The sequence below is a fragment of the Brevibacterium sp. R8603A2 genome, from assembly GCF_023072605.1.
In the GTDB taxonomy this organism is placed as follows: Bacteria; Actinomycetota; Actinomycetes; order Actinomycetales; family Brevibacteriaceae; genus Brevibacterium; species Brevibacterium pityocampae.
On the sequence record NZ_JALLGN010000017.1, the window covers coordinates 31,833 to 47,878 of the forward strand.

The 16,046-nt window shown below is 71.4% G+C and carries 15 protein-coding genes; all 15 read left to right on the forward strand.

Annotation, left to right across the window (positions count from 1 at the left end; genetic code table 11):
- Nucleotide 1 precedes the first annotated feature (1 nt).
- The 15 genes from MTQ12_RS13935 (at nt 2) to nrdR (ending at nt 15,768) form a co-directional block, all read left to right on the forward strand.
- A complete protein-coding gene (locus MTQ12_RS13935; RefSeq protein WP_247619098.1) occupies nt 2-1,210 on the forward strand; it encodes a UDP-N-acetylglucosamine--N-acetylmuramyl-(pentapeptide) pyrophosphoryl-undecaprenol N-acetylglucosamine transferase in 1,209 nt (402 codons plus the stop codon).
- Nucleotides 1,207-2,604, forward strand: a complete 1,398-nt coding sequence (gene murC / locus MTQ12_RS13940; RefSeq protein ID WP_247619099.1) for a UDP-N-acetylmuramate--L-alanine ligase — start codon at nt 1,207-1,209, stop codon at nt 2,602-2,604. Before MTQ12_RS13935 ends, murC begins: the two co-directional genes overlap by 4 nt.
- Nucleotides 2,601-3,323: a cell division protein FtsQ gene (locus MTQ12_RS13945; RefSeq protein ID WP_247619100.1), complete on the forward strand. Its 723-nt coding sequence runs from the start codon at nt 2,601-2,603 to the stop codon at nt 3,321-3,323. The genes murC and MTQ12_RS13945 overlap by 4 nt, the downstream gene beginning before the upstream one ends.
- Before the next feature lie 192 nt (nt 3,324-3,515).
- Nucleotides 3,516-4,703: a cell division protein FtsZ gene (ftsZ, locus tag MTQ12_RS13950; RefSeq protein WP_247619101.1), complete on the forward strand. Its 1,188-nt coding sequence runs from the start codon at nt 3,516-3,518 to the stop codon at nt 4,701-4,703.
- 23 nt (nt 4,704-4,726) lie between these two features.
- Nucleotides 4,727-5,479: a peptidoglycan editing factor PgeF gene (pgeF, locus tag MTQ12_RS13955; RefSeq protein WP_247619102.1), complete on the forward strand. Its 753-nt coding sequence runs from the start codon at nt 4,727-4,729 to the stop codon at nt 5,477-5,479.
- Nucleotides 5,480-5,608: 129 nt separating this feature from the next.
- Entirely contained in the window at nt 5,609-6,109 is a 501-nt protein-coding gene (sepF, locus tag MTQ12_RS13960; RefSeq protein WP_247619103.1) for a cell division protein SepF, read from the forward strand.
- 123 nt (nt 6,110-6,232) lie between these two features.
- Nucleotides 6,233-6,532 carry a YggT family protein gene (locus MTQ12_RS13965; RefSeq protein ID WP_247619104.1) on the forward strand — a complete coding sequence of 100 codons (300 nt, stop codon included), beginning with the start codon at nt 6,233-6,235 and terminating at the stop codon, nt 6,530-6,532.
- Between the two features lie 196 nt (nt 6,533-6,728).
- Nucleotides 6,729-7,559 (forward strand): DivIVA domain-containing protein, encoded by an 831-nt coding sequence (locus MTQ12_RS13970; RefSeq protein WP_247619105.1) that lies wholly within the window; start codon nt 6,729-6,731, stop codon nt 7,557-7,559.
- Between the two features lie 128 nt (nt 7,560-7,687).
- A complete protein-coding gene (locus MTQ12_RS13975; protein ID WP_137319948.1) occupies nt 7,688-8,266 on the forward strand; it encodes a class I SAM-dependent methyltransferase in 579 nt (192 codons plus the stop codon).
- 70 nt (nt 8,267-8,336) lie between these two features.
- On the forward strand, nt 8,337-8,885 hold the full coding sequence (locus MTQ12_RS13980; protein ID WP_247619106.1) for a signal peptidase II: 549 nt from the start codon (nt 8,337-8,339) through the stop codon (nt 8,883-8,885).
- Entirely contained in the window at nt 8,882-9,811 is a 930-nt protein-coding gene (locus MTQ12_RS13985) for an RluA family pseudouridine synthase (RefSeq protein WP_247619107.1), read from the forward strand. Before MTQ12_RS13980 ends, MTQ12_RS13985 begins: the two co-directional genes overlap by 4 nt.
- 10 nt (nt 9,812-9,821) lie before the next feature.
- Nucleotides 9,822-10,190 (forward strand): hypothetical protein, encoded by a 369-nt coding sequence (locus MTQ12_RS13990; protein WP_247619108.1) that lies wholly within the window; start codon nt 9,822-9,824, stop codon nt 10,188-10,190.
- A 91-nt stretch (nt 10,191-10,281) separates the two neighbouring features.
- The gene (gene dnaE / locus MTQ12_RS13995; protein WP_265808742.1) at nt 10,282-13,863 is read left to right on the forward strand and encodes a DNA polymerase III subunit alpha; all 3,582 of its coding nucleotides are present in this window, start codon (nt 10,282-10,284) and stop codon (nt 13,861-13,863) included.
- Between the two features lie 67 nt (nt 13,864-13,930).
- Entirely contained in the window at nt 13,931-15,259 is a 1,329-nt protein-coding gene (hisD, locus tag MTQ12_RS14000; protein ID WP_247619109.1) for a histidinol dehydrogenase, read from the forward strand.
- Nucleotides 15,259-15,768, forward strand: coding sequence for a transcriptional regulator NrdR (gene nrdR, locus MTQ12_RS14005; RefSeq protein ID WP_247619110.1), 510 nt, complete (start codon nt 15,259-15,261; stop codon nt 15,766-15,768). Before hisD ends, nrdR begins: the two co-directional genes overlap by 1 nt.
- Nucleotides 15,769-16,046: the final 278 nt, after the last annotated feature.

Genomic DNA, 16,046 nt, shown 5'->3' on the forward strand with positions numbered 1-16,046 from the left:
CATGCCCCTGACAGTCCTGTTCGCCGGCGGCGGCACCACCGGCCACATCTCGCCCATGCTCGCGATCGCCGACGACCTCGCCTTCCAGGTCCCCGACGCGCAGATCCTCATGCTCGGCACCGCCGAGGGCCTCGAGACCCGGCTCGTCCCCGAGGCCGGCCACGAGCTCCTCACCATCGACAAGGTGCCCGCCCCGCGGAGGTTCGACGCCGGCCTCGTGCGCTTCCCCGGCCGCCTGCTCGGCACCGTTGCCGCGGTCACCCGGATCATCCGCGAGCGCGGCGTCGACGTCGTGTGCGGGGTGGGCGGCTACGTGTCGACCCCGGCGTACCTCGCCGCGCGGCGCACCGGCACCCCGATCGTCGTCCACGAGGCGAACGCCCGGCCGGGGCTCGCCAACCGCCTCGGCGCCCGCCTCGCCCCCCGCGAGCGCGTCGGCTACACCTTCGCGAGCACCCCGCTGGGCGGCGTGCACGTCGGCATGCCGATGCGCTCGGCGATCGAGGCCGTCGACCGCACCGACCCCGCCGCCCGCGCCCGGGCCGCCACCGCCCTCGGGCTCGACCCGCAGCGGCGCACCCTCGTCGTCACCGGGGGCTCGCTCGGCGCGCAGGCGATGAACGAGGCCTTCCGCGAGGCGATGCCCGACCTCATGGCCGCCGGCCTCCAGGTCCTCCACATCACCGGCGCGGGCAAGGGCGCGGAGCTCGCCGCCGCCGCGGAGCGCTACCACGGCTACCACGTCGTCGACTACGTCGACGGGATGGAGCACGTCTACGCCGCCGCCGACCTCCTCATCTGCCGGGCCGGCGCGGGCACGGTGGCCGAGGCGACGACCGCGCAGGTGCCCGCGATCTACGTCCCACTGCCGATCGGCAACGGCGAGCAGCGCCTCAACGCCGCCGACGCCGCGGCCGCCGGGGCGGCGGAGATCATCGAGAACGCCGACTTCACCGCCGAATGCATCCGCACCCGGATCATCCCGCTGCTGACCGACGGCGCGCGCCTGGCCGCGATGGAGCAGGCCGCGCGGAACATGGTGTTCCCGCGGACCGCGGCCCGCACCATGGTCGCGATGATCCTCGACGCCGCCGGGCTCGACCACCCGCACCGGCCCTACCCGCCCGAGCGGCGCACCCGCGACGAGCGCGCCCGCGATGCGGCCGCACCCCCGACCACCGAACGACCCGACAGCGAGGGACACCAATGACCGAGGCCATCGTGCCGGCCGCCGAGCTCGGCCGGGTGCACTTCATCGGAATCGGCGGGGCCGGGATGTCCGGCATCGCCCGCATCATGCTCATGCGCGGGATGACCGTGACCGGCTCCGACGCCAAGGACTCGAGCGTCGTCACCACGCTGCGCGCGCAGGGCGCGCAGGTGGAGATCGGGCAGCGGGCGGAGAACATCGCCGGCGCCGACACCGTCGTCGTGTCCTCCGCGATCCGCGAGACCAACCCGGAGCTCGCCGCCGCGCGCGCCGCCGGGCTGCGGATCATCCACCGCTCCCGGGCGCTCGCCTCCCTCATGACCGACCGGCGCACCGTCGCGATCGCCGGCACCCACGGCAAGACGACGACGACCTCGATGACGACCGTCGTGCTCCAGGCCTGCGGCGCGGACCCCTCGTTCGTCATCGGCGGGGTGCTCACCGCGACCGGCACGAACGCCCACGACGGCACCGGCGACGTGTTCGTCGCCGAGGCCGACGAGTCCGACGGCTCCTTCCTCCTCTATGAGCCCGCCGTCGGCGTCATCACCAACGTCGAGGCCGACCACCTCGACCACTACGGCACCTGGGAGGCCGTGCAGCAGGCGTTCGTCGACTTCTGCTCCCGGATCGCCGAGCGCGACGGCACCGTCATCGTGTGCGCCGACGACGCCGGCTCCCGCGAGATCGGGGAGCGCGCCCGCGCCGAGGGTGCCCGGGTGCTCCTCTACGGGCAGGCCGAGGACGCCGACGCGCGGATCGTCGACATCCGCCCCGGGCGCACCGGCGCGGAGTTCTCCCTCGCGCTCGCCGGCACCGTGCACGGGCCGATCCGGCTCCGCCAGCCCGGGGAGTACAACGCCGCGAACGCGACCGCCGCCCTCTGCGTGGCCGCCGAGCTCGGCCTGCCGCTCGCCGAGGCGATCACCGGCGTCGAGTCCTTCGGCGGCACCCGCCGCCGCTTCGAGCTGCGCGGCACCGCCGGCGGGGTGCGGGTGTACGACGACTACGCCCACCACCCCACCGAGGTCGCCGCGGTGCTCACCGCCGCCCGCGAGGTCGTCGACCCCGGCGGCCGCGTCCACGTGATCTTCCAGCCGCACCTGTTCTCCCGCACGCAGAGCTTCAAGGCGGAGTTCGGGCGCGCGCTCGGGATCGCCGACGACGTCGTCGTGCTCGACGTGTTCCCCGCCCGCGAGGACCCGATCCCGGGCGTCACCGGGGCGCTCATCGCCGCCGAGGTGCCCCACGACGAGGTCGTGTTCCTCGCCTCCTTCGCCGACGCCGTGCCCTATGTGCGCGAGCGCGTGCGGCCCGGCGACGTCGTCATCACCGCCGGCGCCGGCGACGTCACGCTCCTCGGCCCCGAGCTCGTGGCGGCCCTCGAAGCGTGAGCACCGCGAGCCTCGCCGACCGGCTCGCCGCCCGCCGGCGCGCCCGGATCCGCACCTGGGCGATCGCCGCCGGGGCGGTGCTCGCCGTCCTCGGACTCGCCGCCGCCGCGTGGTTCTCACCGCTGCTCGCGCTCGAGCGCGTCGAGGTCACCGGCGCCGAGCTCACCGATCCGGCCGCCGTGACGGAGTACGTCGAGGGCGCGCACGCCGGCACCCCGCTGCCGCGGATCCGGCTCGGCGCGCTCGAGGAGGCGATCGGCGCGGAGTTCCCCAAGACGGACACGGTGCGCGTGCGCTGGGCCGGACCGCGGGCGCTCGCCGTCGAGCTCACCGACCGGCAGCCGGTCCTCGCGGTGCCCGCCGACGGCGGCTTCGACCGCTACGACATCGCCGGGCACGCGATCGACAGCGTCGACGAGGCCCCCGACGGGCTGCCCGTGCTCGAGCTCACCGAGGGCGCCGACGTGCCCGCCGCCGTCGGCGCGGCCGTCGCCTTCATCGACGCCGTGCCCGCCGCGCAGCGCGCGCACATCACCTCGATGCGCGCCGGCTCGGACCAGGACCTCCGCATGCTCTACGACCACGAGGGCACCGAGGTCACCGTGCACTTCGGCTCCCCGGAGGACACCGCCCGGAAGTTCGAGGTCGCGCTCGCGCTCATGCGCACCGGGGCCACCGAGATCGACGTCTCCGTGCCCGAGGTTCCCGTCACCCGCTGACCCGCACCCACGCCCGCACCCGCGCCCGCCCCGCCGCGGTCCGGGACGGACTTTCCGCCCGATTCCGCGATCCCCGGCGGACACACCGGGGACAGTGGTTGCACCGGGGCGGCGATCCCCATAGCGTCGGGTCGAAGGCAAAATCGCCGGAGCGCCCGCTCGCGGGCCAGATGCGTCGAAAGAGGAACCGACTTGGCTGAATTCCCACAATCCGGAGCGGACATCAAAGTCGCCGGCACCGGCGGCGGCGGAGTCAACGCTGTCCAGCGGATGATCGACGTCGGTCTGCGCGGTGTCGAGTTCATCGCGATCAACACCGACGCCCAGGCGCTGCTCCTCTCGGAGGCCGACCTCAAGCTCGAGATCGGCCGCGACCTCACCCGGGGCCTCGGCGCCGGTGCGGACCCGGAGATCGGCCGCAAGGCCGCGGAGGACTCCGAGGAGGCCATCGAGGAGGCGCTCGAGGGCGCCGACATGGTCTTCGTCACCGCCGGCGAGGGCGGCGGCACCGGCACCGGTGCGGCACCCGTCGTGGCGCGCATCGCCCGCTCGCTCGGCGCGCTCACCATCGGCGTCGTCACCCGCCCGTTCACCTTCGAGGGACGCCGCCGCTCGGCCCAGGCCGAGGCCGGCATCGCCGCGCTCCGCGAAGAGGTCGACACCCTCATCGTCATCCCGAACGACCGGCTGCTGTCGATCTCGGACCGCAACGTGTCCGTGCTCGAGGCGTTCCAGTCCGCCGACGAGGTGCTGCGCTCCGGCGTGCAGGGCATCACCGACCTCATCTCCACCCCCGGCATGATCAACCTCGACTTCGCCGACGTGAAGTCGGTCATGCAGAACGCCGGCACCGCCCTCATGGGCATCGGCTCCGCCGTCGGCGAGGACCGTGCGGTGCAGGCCGCCGAGGCCGCCATCGCCTCCCCGCTGCTCGAGGCGAGCATCGAGGGTGCGCACGGCGTGCTGCTGAGCATCCAGGGCGGCTCCGACCTCGGCCTGTTCGAGATCAACGAGGCCGCACGCCTCGTGCAGGAGGCCGCGCACCCGGAGGCGAACATCATCTTCGGCACCGTGATCGACGACAACCTCGGCGACGAGTGCCGGATCACCGTGATCGCCGCGGGCTTCGACTCGCAGGTCGGGGACGCCCCCGAGCCCGCCGGCCGCCCCGCGGTCGTCGAGCCCGAGCCGGAATCGCCGGCCGCGGAGTCCGCCCCCGCCGAGCAGCGCGGCCAGGACTTCTCGCAGGAGCGCTTCGCGCAGGACCGCCAGGCGACCTCCGCCCAGCAGGACTCCGACGTCCCCTCCTCCCTCCCGGAGGAGCAGCGTCCGTCCCGGTTCGACAACTCGGACCTCGACATCCCGGACTTCCTCAAGTGACCGGGATCGTCTGAGGCCGTCCCGTGCTGCAGAGCCGCTTCGTCCTGTCGGGTGACCGCTTCACCGCGCACGCCGCGTTCACCGACAGGCGGGGCGGCTACAGCGCTGCCGCCTTCGACTCCTTCAACCTCGCCCACCACGTGGGCGACGCCGAGGAGCACGTCGCGGCGAACCGGAGCATGCTCGCCACGGTGCTCGAGCTCCAGGCCGACCGCCTGAGCTTCGTGTCCCAGGTCCACGGCACCGCGGTGCACCGGATCGATCTCCCGGACCCGAGCGCATCGGTGCCCGCACCCGCCGTCGTCGCCGACGCGCAGATCACGACGAGCGCGGACCTCGGGCTCGTCGTCCAGGTCGCCGACTGCACCCCCGTCCTCCTCGCCGACGTCACCGCCGGCGTCATCGGCGCCGTGCACGCCGGCCGCAAGGGCATGGCCGACGGGGTCGTGCCCGCCGCGCTCGAGGCGATGGCCGCCGCCGGCGCCGAGCGCATCACCGCCGTCATCGGCCCCTCGATCTGCCCGCGCTGCTACGAGGTGCCCGAGGAGCTCCGCGCCGAGGTCGCGGCCGCCGAACCCGTGACCGCCTCGGTGTCGGCCCACGGCACCCCGGCGCTCGACGTCGCCGCCGGCGTCGCCGAGCAGCTCCGCCGGGCCGGTGCCGCGATCCACCAGTGGGTGCCGACGTGCACCGCCGAGGACCCCGGGCTCTACTCCTACCGCCGCGACGGCGTGACCGGTCGGTTCGCCGGCGTGATCTGGCTCCGCGCCCACTGAGCCGCCGGCGGCCCTCGACACACCCGCGCGCCCTCCCGCGATCCGGTCGTCGACTGCGCTAGTTTCGAATCGAGGGAGACTCAGCGCAGGCGCACCTGCGACACGAACCGCGAACCACGAGGAGACGACATGTCCGCTCTCAAGAAGATCGGCACCTACCTGGGCTTCGTCGAGGACGACATCGACGACCCGCACATCCGCCACCAGCGCAGCACCGTCGACACCGACGACTACGCCGACGAGTACGGCGTCGAGGACTACGACGACGTCGTCGAGTACGAGGAGCCCGCCGCCGTGACCCCCATCCGCGCCTCCGTGCGCCCCGTCGAATCCGCTCCGGCCTCGGCCATGCAGCGCATCCAGACGATCCACCCCCGCAGCTACAACGATGCCAAGGCGATCGGCACCGCGTTCCGCGACGGCATCCCGGTCATCATGAACCTCTCCGCGATGGACGAGGCGAACTCCAAGCGCCTCGTCGACTTCTCCGCCGGCCTGATCTTCGGGCTGCGCGGCTCGATCGAGAAGGTCACGAACAACGTCTTCCTCCTCACCCCGGAGAACATCGAGGTGTCCACGGAGAACGAGGGCGCAGGCGACATGCAGGCGAGCTTCTTCAACCAGAGCTGAGCCCCGGCACCACCCGAGGGCTCGCTGGGAGAAGCGGGTCGCGGTTCCGGTTTCCTCCGACGGCGGTCTACCCTGGTGGGTAGACCGCCGTTGTCCCCTTCACGAAAGAGGTTCGACTCGCCCGTGGGCATCATCTTCCATCTCCTGGCGACGATCGTGAGCCTGTACGTCTACGTGCTGCTCGCCCGCGTCGTCATCGACCTCATCCAGGTGTTCTCGCGCGACTGGCGCCCCACCGGGTTCGTGCTCGTGCTCTGCGAGGTCGTCTACACGCTCACCGATCCGCCGGTGAAGCTCATGCGCCGCATCATCCCGCCGATCCGCCTCGGGCAGATCTCGCTCGACCTCGGCTTCATCGTCGTCTTCATCCTCGTCCAGGTGCTCGCCGGCGCGCTGCGCGTGGCGGGCAACTCCTTCGCCTGAGCCGGGTGCGGGGACGACTCCCGCACCGCCGGCGTCGTGACCGTTCCGTGACCACTCCCGGGGTGCCCGGCCAGGGCCGGAACGATGCGGGAAACCGCTGGACACGACAACACCGCGGGGGATGGGATACAGTTTCTCTGTTGCCTGTTGTATAACAGACTTGTAAAGAACACCATTGTCGACCGAAGGTGGCCTCATGGCGCTTACGCCTGAAGACGTAGTAAACAAGCGGTTCCAGCACGTGAAGTTCCGCGACGGGTACGACCAGGACGAGGTGGACGACTTCCTCGACGAGGTCGTCGTCGAGCTCCGCCGTCTCTACCAGGAGAACGACGAGCTCCGTCAGAAGCTCTCGGCCGCTGAACAGCGTGTGAACGAACTCTCCCAGGGCGGATCCGCGCAGACCTCGAAGCCGGAGCCGGCGATCGACCCGCAGGCCACCCAGGCGATGCCCGCCGCCGTGCCCGGCAACGAGCCCAAGGCCGAGGAGCGCCCCGAGCCCAAGGCGCAGACCCAGTCCTCGCCGCTCGTCGCCCCGCAGCAGCAGTCCGCTCCGGCCGAGGCGCCCAAGACCTCGCCGCAGAGCCAGCAGTTCGGCCAGTCGGCCGGTGCCGGCCTCGCCGCCGGTGCGGGTGCAGGTGCCGTCGCCGGGTCCGCCGCGGGCGGCTCCGGACGCACCGAGCAGGATGCGCACGGCCTCATCGCCCTCGCACAGCGCCTCCACGACGAGCACCTCGCCGAGGGCGAGCGCACCCGCGACCGCCTCATCGGCGACGCGGAGAAGAAGGCCGCGGAGATCGTCGGCGACGCGGAGAAGAAGCGCGACGACATCCTGCGCCACCTCGAGACCGAGAAGGCCAACCTCGAGCGCGAGATCGACGGTCTGCAGAACTTCGAGCGTCAGTACCGCACCCGTCTCAAGAGCTACCTCAGCGATCAGCTGCGCGAGCTCGAGAACTCCGGGTCCCTGGCCCCGGAGACCCTGGGCGGGAACAAGCTCGGGAACTCCCCGCAGCACTCGATCTGAGCCGCACCCCGGTTCGATCGGCAGCGACGCGACGGCGCCGGCGAGCACGGCTCGCCGGCGCCGTCCGCTGTTCCCCGGTGCGGTCCGGCACTGTTCCCAAGCCGGGCGCGGGAGCCTAGGGTGGGACCATGGTCGACTTCCACGATTTCAGTGCCGCGGTCCTCGCTCGGTCCCGGGAGCACGATTCCCGGGTCGAAGCGCATGAGAGCCGCTACCGCAACCTCGAGCCGGCCTCGGCCCGCCTGCTCGCCGACCTGGTCTGCGGCCTGCGTGCGGAGAACGTGCTCGAGGTCGGCACCTCGAACGGGTACTCGACGATGTGGATCGCCCAGGCGCTGCCGCCCGGCGGGCGGATCCTCACCATCGACAACCACCCCGGGCGGGCCGCAGAGGCCGCCGGGCACTTCGCCGAGGTCGGCCTCGAGGCGCAGATCGAGCAGCGGGTCGGCGACGCGGGGGAGGAGCTCGCCGCGATCCACGGCTCCTTCGACCTGATTTTCCTCGATTCGGATCGCACCGCCTACCTCGACTACCTGCCGCAGATCCTGCGGCTGCTCGACGGGCTGCTCGTCGTCGACAACGTCATCTCCCACGAGCACGAGACCGCCGACTTCGCAGCCGCCCTGCGCGAGACGCCCGGGTTCGCTGTGCTCACGCTCGCCGTCGGCAAGGGTCTGCTCCTCGCCCAGCGCTCCGCCGAGTACTAGCCAGGGCGGTTCGGCCGCTAGACTGGGGAGCCGAATCGATCGCCGCCCGACCCGAGGAGACCCCACGGCCGTGAGCACCGCACCCCCCACCGGCAGGAGAGGGCTCCTCGCCGGAACGCTGTTCGCGATCGCCGCCGCCGTCATCGTGCTCGACCAGGTCACCAAGCAGATCGCGATCGCGACGCTCGAGGGCCAGCCCTCGATCCCCGTGATCGGCGAGCTCGCCGGCTTCACCTTCTACCGCAACCCGGGAGCGGCGTTCGGGATGGGCGCGAACTCGACGTGGATCTTCGCCGTCATCGCGATCATCGTGCTCGTCGGGATCCTGTTCGCCAGTCGGCGGCTGGGCTCGCGCGCCTGGAGCTGCGGCCTCGGCCTCCTCCTCGGCGGTCTCACCGGCAACCTCCTCGACCGCCTGTTCCGGCCGCCGGGATTCTTCCACGGCGCTGTCGTCGACTTCATCGACCTCTCGCTCTTCATCTGCAACATCGCAGACATCGCGATCTCGGCCGCCGCCGTCGTCATCGTGCTCACCACCCTGCGCGGCATCGGCCTCGACGGCACGCTCGACACCGCCTCCGGTCCGGCCGCCGACGACCAGACGAAGGAGCAGGTGTGACCCAGCGTTCGATGTTCGTGCCCGAGGGCCTCGAGGGGGAGCGGGTCGACACCGCCCTGAGCCGGATGCTCGGGCTGTCGCGCTCCGCCGCCGCGGCGATCGCCGCCGCCGGTGACGTCCACGTCGACGGCACGGTCGTCGGGAAGTCCGAACGGGTGAGCGCCGGGGCCCGCATCGACGTCGTCATGCCGGAGCCGGCGAAACCGCTGGAGATCGTCGCCGAACCCGTCGAGGGGATGCGCGTGATCTACGACGACGATGCCTTCGTCGTCGTCGACAAGCCCGTCGGGGTCGCCGCCCACGCCGCCGCCGGCTGGAAGGGCCCGACGGTGATCGGCGGGCTCGCGGCCGCCGGCTACGACATCGCCACCTCGGGCGCGGCCGAGCGGCAGGGGATCGTCCACCGCCTCGACGTCGGCACCTCGGGCGTCATGGTGGTCGCCAAGGGCGAGCACGCCTACTCGGTGCTCAAGCGGGCGTTCAAGGAGCGCACCGTGGCCAAGACCTACCACGCGCTCGTGCAGGGCCTGCCGGACCCGGTCGTCGGCACGATCGAGGCGCCGATCGGCCGGAACCCGCGCCGCGACGGGCTCTACGCCGTGCTCACCGACGGCAAGCACGCCGTCACCCACTACGAGGTCCTCGAGGCCTACCGCTCGGCGACTCTGCTCGAGGTCCGGCTCGAGACCGGCCGGACCCACCAGATCCGCGTCCACATGGCCGCCACCAAGCACCCCTGCGCCGGGGACCTGCCCTACGGCGCGGACCCCGTGCTCGCCGGCCAGCTCGGACTCGAGCGCCAGTGGCTGCACGCGGTGCGGCTCGGCTTCACCCATCCGGAGACCGGGGAGTTCGTCGAGTTCGAGAGCAGCTATCCCGAGGATCTGCAGACCGCGCTCGACCGCCTGCGCCGCGCCCAGGGCTGACGGGGCGCCCGTGGACCGGCTGTTCGCGATCGGCCTCGTCGTCGTCATCGGCGGTCTGTTCCTCGCCGCGGTCGCCGGCCTCGCGGTCCTCGGTGTGATGCTGCGCCGGCACCGCGAGCGGCGCCTCGACCCCGCCTTCGTCGGCGCGCCGGTGGCCCACGGCACCGTGACCGAGCAGACCTTCCTGGGGCGGATCAGCAACGAGGCCTACGAGCACCTCATCGTCTACGACGTCCGGCTCCCCGACGGCCGCACGTTCCGCGGCTGGGAGATCAAGCACCTCGCCCGGTGGCAGAGATCACGATTCGCCCCCGGCACCGAGCACCCGGTTGCCTGGCGCCCGGGAACGGGCGACGAGGTGCGCGCGATCGTCCGCTGAACGGACCGCGCAGGGGATTCGGGAGCACCCCCGTGTCCGTGATCGGCGGTACCCTGGGACGAGCACAATCCGAGGCCGGGAAGAGGGATCCGTGAGCAGCGACAGCTTCGTACATCTGCACGTGCACACCGAGTACTCGATGCTCGACGGAGCGGCCCGCGTGGGCGATCTCATGGCGGCGACCAAGGAGATGGGGATGCCCGCCATCGCCACCACCGACCACGGGTACCTGTTCGGCGCGTTCGACTTCTGGAGCCAGGCGACGAGCGCCGGGGTCAAGCCGATCATCGGCGTCGAGGCCTACGTCACCCCCGGGACGGCACGCGGGGACAAGACCCGCGTCAAGTGGCGGACCGACGAGAGCCAGCGCGGCGACGACGTGTCCGGCGGCGGCGCCTACACCCACATGACGTTGCTGGCGGAGAACAACACCGGCATGCAGAACCTGTTCCGGGCGTCCTCGGTGGCCTCGCTCGACTCCGCGTTCGGCAAGTGGCCCCGCCTCGACCGGGAGCTCATCGAGAACCACGCGAGCGGCCTCATCGCCACCACCGGGTGCCCCTCGAGCGAGGTGCAGACGCGCCTGCGCCTGGGCCAGTACGACGAGGCGCTGCGCGCGGCCTCGGAGTACAAGGACATCTTCGGCGCCGGCAACTACTACTGCGAGATCATGGACCACGGGCTGTCCATCGAGCGCCGGGTCATCAAGGACCTGCTGCGGCTGGCGAAGGAGCTCGATCTCCCGCTCGTCGCGACGAACGACCTCCACTACACGCACGAATCGGATGCGAAGGCGCACGAGGCGCTGCTCGCGATCCAGTCCGGCTCCAAGCTCATCGAGCCGACCTACGACCAGGGCGGCAGCCGCTTCGCGTTCTCCGGATCCGGCTACTACCTCAAGTCGCCGGCGGAGATGCGCGCCCTGTTCAAGGAGATGCCCGAGGCCTGCGACAACACCCTCGAGATCGCCGAGCGCTGCGCGGTGTCCTTCGACACCTCGGCGAACTACATGCCGAAGTTCCCCTGCCCGCCGGGCGAGGACGAGACCTCCTGGCTCATCAAGGAGGTCGACAAGGGCCTCCACTACCGGTATCCCGGCGGGATCCCCGACGAGGTGCGCAAACAGGCGGACTACGAGCTCGAGGTCATCATCTCGATGGGCTTCCCCGGCTACTTCCTCGTCGTCGCCGACTTCATCAACTGGTCGAAGGACAACGGCATCCGGGTGGGTCCCGGCCGCGGCTCCGGCGCCGGCTCGATGGTCGCCTACGCGATGCGCATCACCGACCTCGACCCGCTCGAGCACGGCCTGATCTTCGAGCGCTTCCTCAACCCCGAGCGCGTCTCCATGCCCGACTTCGACGTCGACTTCGATGATCGTCGCCGCGGCGAGGTCATCGAGTACGTCACCCGCAAGTACGGCAGCGAGTACGTCGCGATGATCGTGACCTACGGCACGATCAAGACCAAGCAGGCGCTCAAGGACTCCGCCCGCGTGCTCGGCAAGCCGTTCTCGCTGGGGGAGCGGCTCACCAAGGCGCTGCCGCCGCCGGTCATGGCCAAGGACATCCCGCTGGCCGACATCGAGGACCCGCAGGCCAAGCGCTACGGCGAGGCCGGGGAGTTCCGCGAGTTCGTCGCCTCCGACCCGGACGCGCAGGAGACTTTCACCACCGCCAAGGGACTCGAGGGGCTCAAGCGGCAGTGGGGCGTGCACGCCGCGGGCGTCATCATGTCCTCGGAGCCGATCATCGACGTGATCCCGATCATGCGCCGCTTCCAGGACGGCCAGGTCATCACCCAGTTCGACTACCCCACGAGCGAGGGCCTGGGGCTCATCAAGATGGACTTCCTGGGCCTGCGCAACCTCACGATCATCTCCGACGCGATCGCGAACATCGAGCTCAACCGCGACTTCCACCTCGACCTCGAGCAGCTCGCGCTCGACGACGCGGAGTCCTACAAGCTGCTGGCCCGCGGCGACACGCTCGGGGTGTTCCAGCTCGACGGCGGCGGCCTGCAGGGGCTGCTGCGCCTCATGCAGCCGGACAACTTCGAGGACATCTCCGCGACCCTCGCGCTCTACCGGCCCGGCCCGATGGGCGCCCAGTCGCACACGAACTACGCGCTGCGCAAGAACGACCAGCAGCCGATCACGCCCATCCACCCCGAGCTCGAGGAGCCGCTGCGCGACATCCTCGACACGACCTACGGCCTCATCATCTACCAGGAGCAGGTGATGGCGATCGCGCAGAAGGTCGCGGGATACTCGCTCGGCCAGGCCGACATCCTGCGCCGCGCGATGGGCAAGAAGAAGAAGTCCGAGCTCGACAAGCAGCAGGTCGGCTTCTTCGAGGGGATGAAGGAGCGCGGCTTCTCCGAGGCCGCGGCGCAGGCGCTGTGGGACATCCTGCTGCCGTTCTCCGACTACGCGTTCAACAAGGCCCACTCCGCGGCCTACGGCGTGATCTCCTACTGGACCGCCTACCTCAAGGCGCACTACCCGGCGGAGTACATGGCCGCCCTGCTGACCTCGGTCGGGGACAACAAGGACAAGCTCGCGATCTACCTCGGCGAGTGCCGCCGGATGCGGATTACCGTGCTGCCGCCGGACGTCAACGAATCCGCGCAGAACTTCACCCCGGTCGGCACCGACATCCGGTTCGGGATGGGCGCGGTGCGCAACGTCGGGGCGAACGTGGTCGACGGCATCGTCGAGGCGCGCCAGGACAAGGGCGCCTTCACCTCCTTCACCGACTTCCTCGACAAGGTGCCCAGCCACGTGTGCAACAAGCGCACGATCGAATCGCTCATCAAGTCCGGCGCGTTCGACTCGCTCGGGCACACCCGCCGCTCGCTCGTCGAGGTGCACGAGGAGGCCGTCGACTCCGTCATCGGCGTCAAGCGGCAGGAGGCCGCGGGCCAGTTCGACCTGTTCGCCGGGCTCGGCGGCGACGATGCGAGCGAGACGAGCTTCTCCGTCTCGATCCCCGACCGCCCGGAGTGGGAGAAGAAGGAGAAGCTCGCGTTCGAGCGGGAGATGATCGGCCTCTACGTCTCCGACCACCCGCTCAACGGGCTCGAGGGCGTCCTGCAGAGCGAGGCGGAGGCCTCGATCGCGGAGATCGTCGACCCGGAGAACACCCGGCCGGAGGGCTCCTCGGTGAAGGTGTGCGGGATGATCACGCAGGTGCAGCGCCGGGTGTCGAAGAACTCCGGCAAGCCCTACGGGATCGTCACCGTCGAGGACCTCGAGGCGAGCGTCGAGGTGATGTTCTTCGGCGACGTCTACGAGCCCGTGGCGACGCTGCTCGCGACCGACCTCGTCGTCACCGTGACGGGACGGATCCGGCGCTCCGACGACCGCCCGGCCTCCCTCATGGCGCAGTCGATGACGATCCCCGACGTCACCGACCCCGCCGACCGGCCGCTCCACATCACCATGCCGGTGCAGCGGTGCACCCCGGAGCTCGTCGAGCAGCTCGGGGAGATCCTGCGCGCGAACTCCGGGCCCACCGAGGTCCGGCTCAGCCTCACCCAGCCCGGCCGCAGCATCGTCATGAAGCTCGATGCGAGCGTGCGGGTGACCCCGGGGCCGAGCCTGTTCGGCGACCTCAAGGCGCTCCTCGGCGCCCAGTGCCTGCAGGTGTCCTCCCCGTCGATGTTCGGGTGAGCCGATCCAGCGCTGTGGGCTCGAGCGCGAACGGCGACCGGCCGGCTGCGAGTCGTAGACTGGGGTAGTGACCACTTCACCGATCAATCGCCTCGACCTCCGCGACTCCGCACTCGACCGCCGCACCCTGCGCGCCTCCGTTCCGCGCGCCCAGGTCGACCTGTCCGACGCAGTCGCCGCCGTCGGCCCGCTGCTCGCCGCCGTCCGCGAGCACGGCCGCTCCGCCGTCCTCGAGTACACCGAGCGCTTCGACCGGGTGGCGCTCGACACCGTGCGCGTGCCGGCCGCCGAGCTCACCCGCGCCGCCGCCGAGCTCGACCCGCGGATCCGCGCCGCGCTCGAGGAGACTATCCGCCGCACGCGCGCAGTCGCCGCCGCCGATGCCCGGCCCCCGGTGACGACGAGCTTCGACGGCGGCGGCACCGTGACCACCCGCTGGCTCCCGGTCGACCGGGTGGGCCTCTACGTGCCCGGCGGGCTCGCGGTGTACCCGTCCACCGTGGTGATGAACGTCGTGCCGGCGCAGGTCGCCGGTGTCGCCTCGCTCGCGATCGCCTCGCCGCCGCAGTCCACCGGGCTGCCGCACCCCACCGTCATGGCCGCGGCCGCGATGCTCGGGGTCGAGGAGGTGTGGGCGATGGGCGGCGCACAGGCCGTCGCCGCGTTCGCCCACGGGTTCGACGACGGCGAGGTGCTCGAACCGGTCGACCTCATCACCGGCCCGGGCAACGCCTTCGTCGCCGCCGCCAAGGCCAGCGTCCGCTCGGTGGTCGGGATCGACTCGGTGGCCGGCCCGACGGAGATCATCGTCCTCGCCGACGACACCGCCGACCCGCGCTTCGTCGCCGCCGACCTCATCAGCCAGGCCGAGCACGACCCGCAGGCGGCCTCCGTGCTCGTCACCGCCTCGGAGGCGCTGGCCGACGCGGTCGCCGCCGAGCTCGCCGCGCAGGTGCCCGCCGCCTCCCACCGGGAGCGGATCGCCGAGGCGCTCGCCGGGCCGCAGTCGGGGATCGTGCTCGTGCGGGACCTCGATGCCGGCATCGCCGTGCTCAACGCCTACGCCGGGGAGCACGTGCAGCTCATGGTCGCCGAGCCCCGCGCCGTCGCGGAGCGTGTGACGAACGGGGGAGCGGTGTTCCTCGGCGACCACTCGCCGGTGGCGCTCGGCGACTACTGCGCCGGCTCCAACCACGTGCTGCCGACGATGGGGAACGCGGCCCACGCCTCCGCGCTCGGCGTCCAGTCCTTCCTCAAGGTCAGCCAGGTCATCGACTACCCGGCCCCGGCGCTCGCCGCCGTCGCCGACCACATCGTCGCACTCGCCGCGGACGAGGACCTGCCCGCCCACGGCGCCGCGGTGAGCCTGCGCTTCGCCGCGGATGAGGAGAACTGATGCACTGCCCGTTCTGCCGCCACCCCGATTCCCGGGTCGTCGACTCCCGCACCTCGGAGGACGGCTCGTCGATCCGACGGCGCCGCCAGTGCCCCAACTGCATGCGGCGCTTCACCACGATGGAGCACACGAGCCTCGCGGTGATCAAGCGCTCCGGGGTGTCCGAGGAGTTCTCCCGGCAGAAGGTCATCTCCGGTGTGCGCAAGGCCTGCCAGGGCCGACCGGTGGGGGAGGACGACCTCGCGAAGCTCGCCCAGCGGGTCGAGGAGAAGATCCGCAGCCGCGGGATCGCGGAGATCGACGCCGACGAGGTGGGGCTGGCGATCCTCGAGCCGCTGCGCGAGCTCGACCAGGTGGCGTTCCTCCGCTTCGCGAGCGTGTACCAGGGCTTCGAGTCGCTCGAGGATTTCGAGGCCGCGATCGCCTCGCTGCGCGCCGAGCGCGATGCCGAACCCGCCGGGGCCGCTGCGGGGACCACTCCCTCCGAGGTTCCTGAGCAGAACTCGTGAAATCGAGTTGTCGAATCCGAGTGTTCTCGGTATAGGATGAGTTCTGCGCGCTCAGGCGCGCCCGCCGCCGGCGGCATCGGAGGGGAAGCCGACGCCGTCGGCGGCCTCTATTCACCCACCCCCCAAACCTCAATTTCCGAAGGTTCCTGAGGGTGGTTTCATACGGTTGTTGCAACGGTGTCCCTGAGTGGCGGGGATGGCTTTGATGATCGTGGGTGATCGAGGTGCCTGGACCCAGATTGACAGTGACGGAACGTGCGCAGATCGAGGTGCTCTTC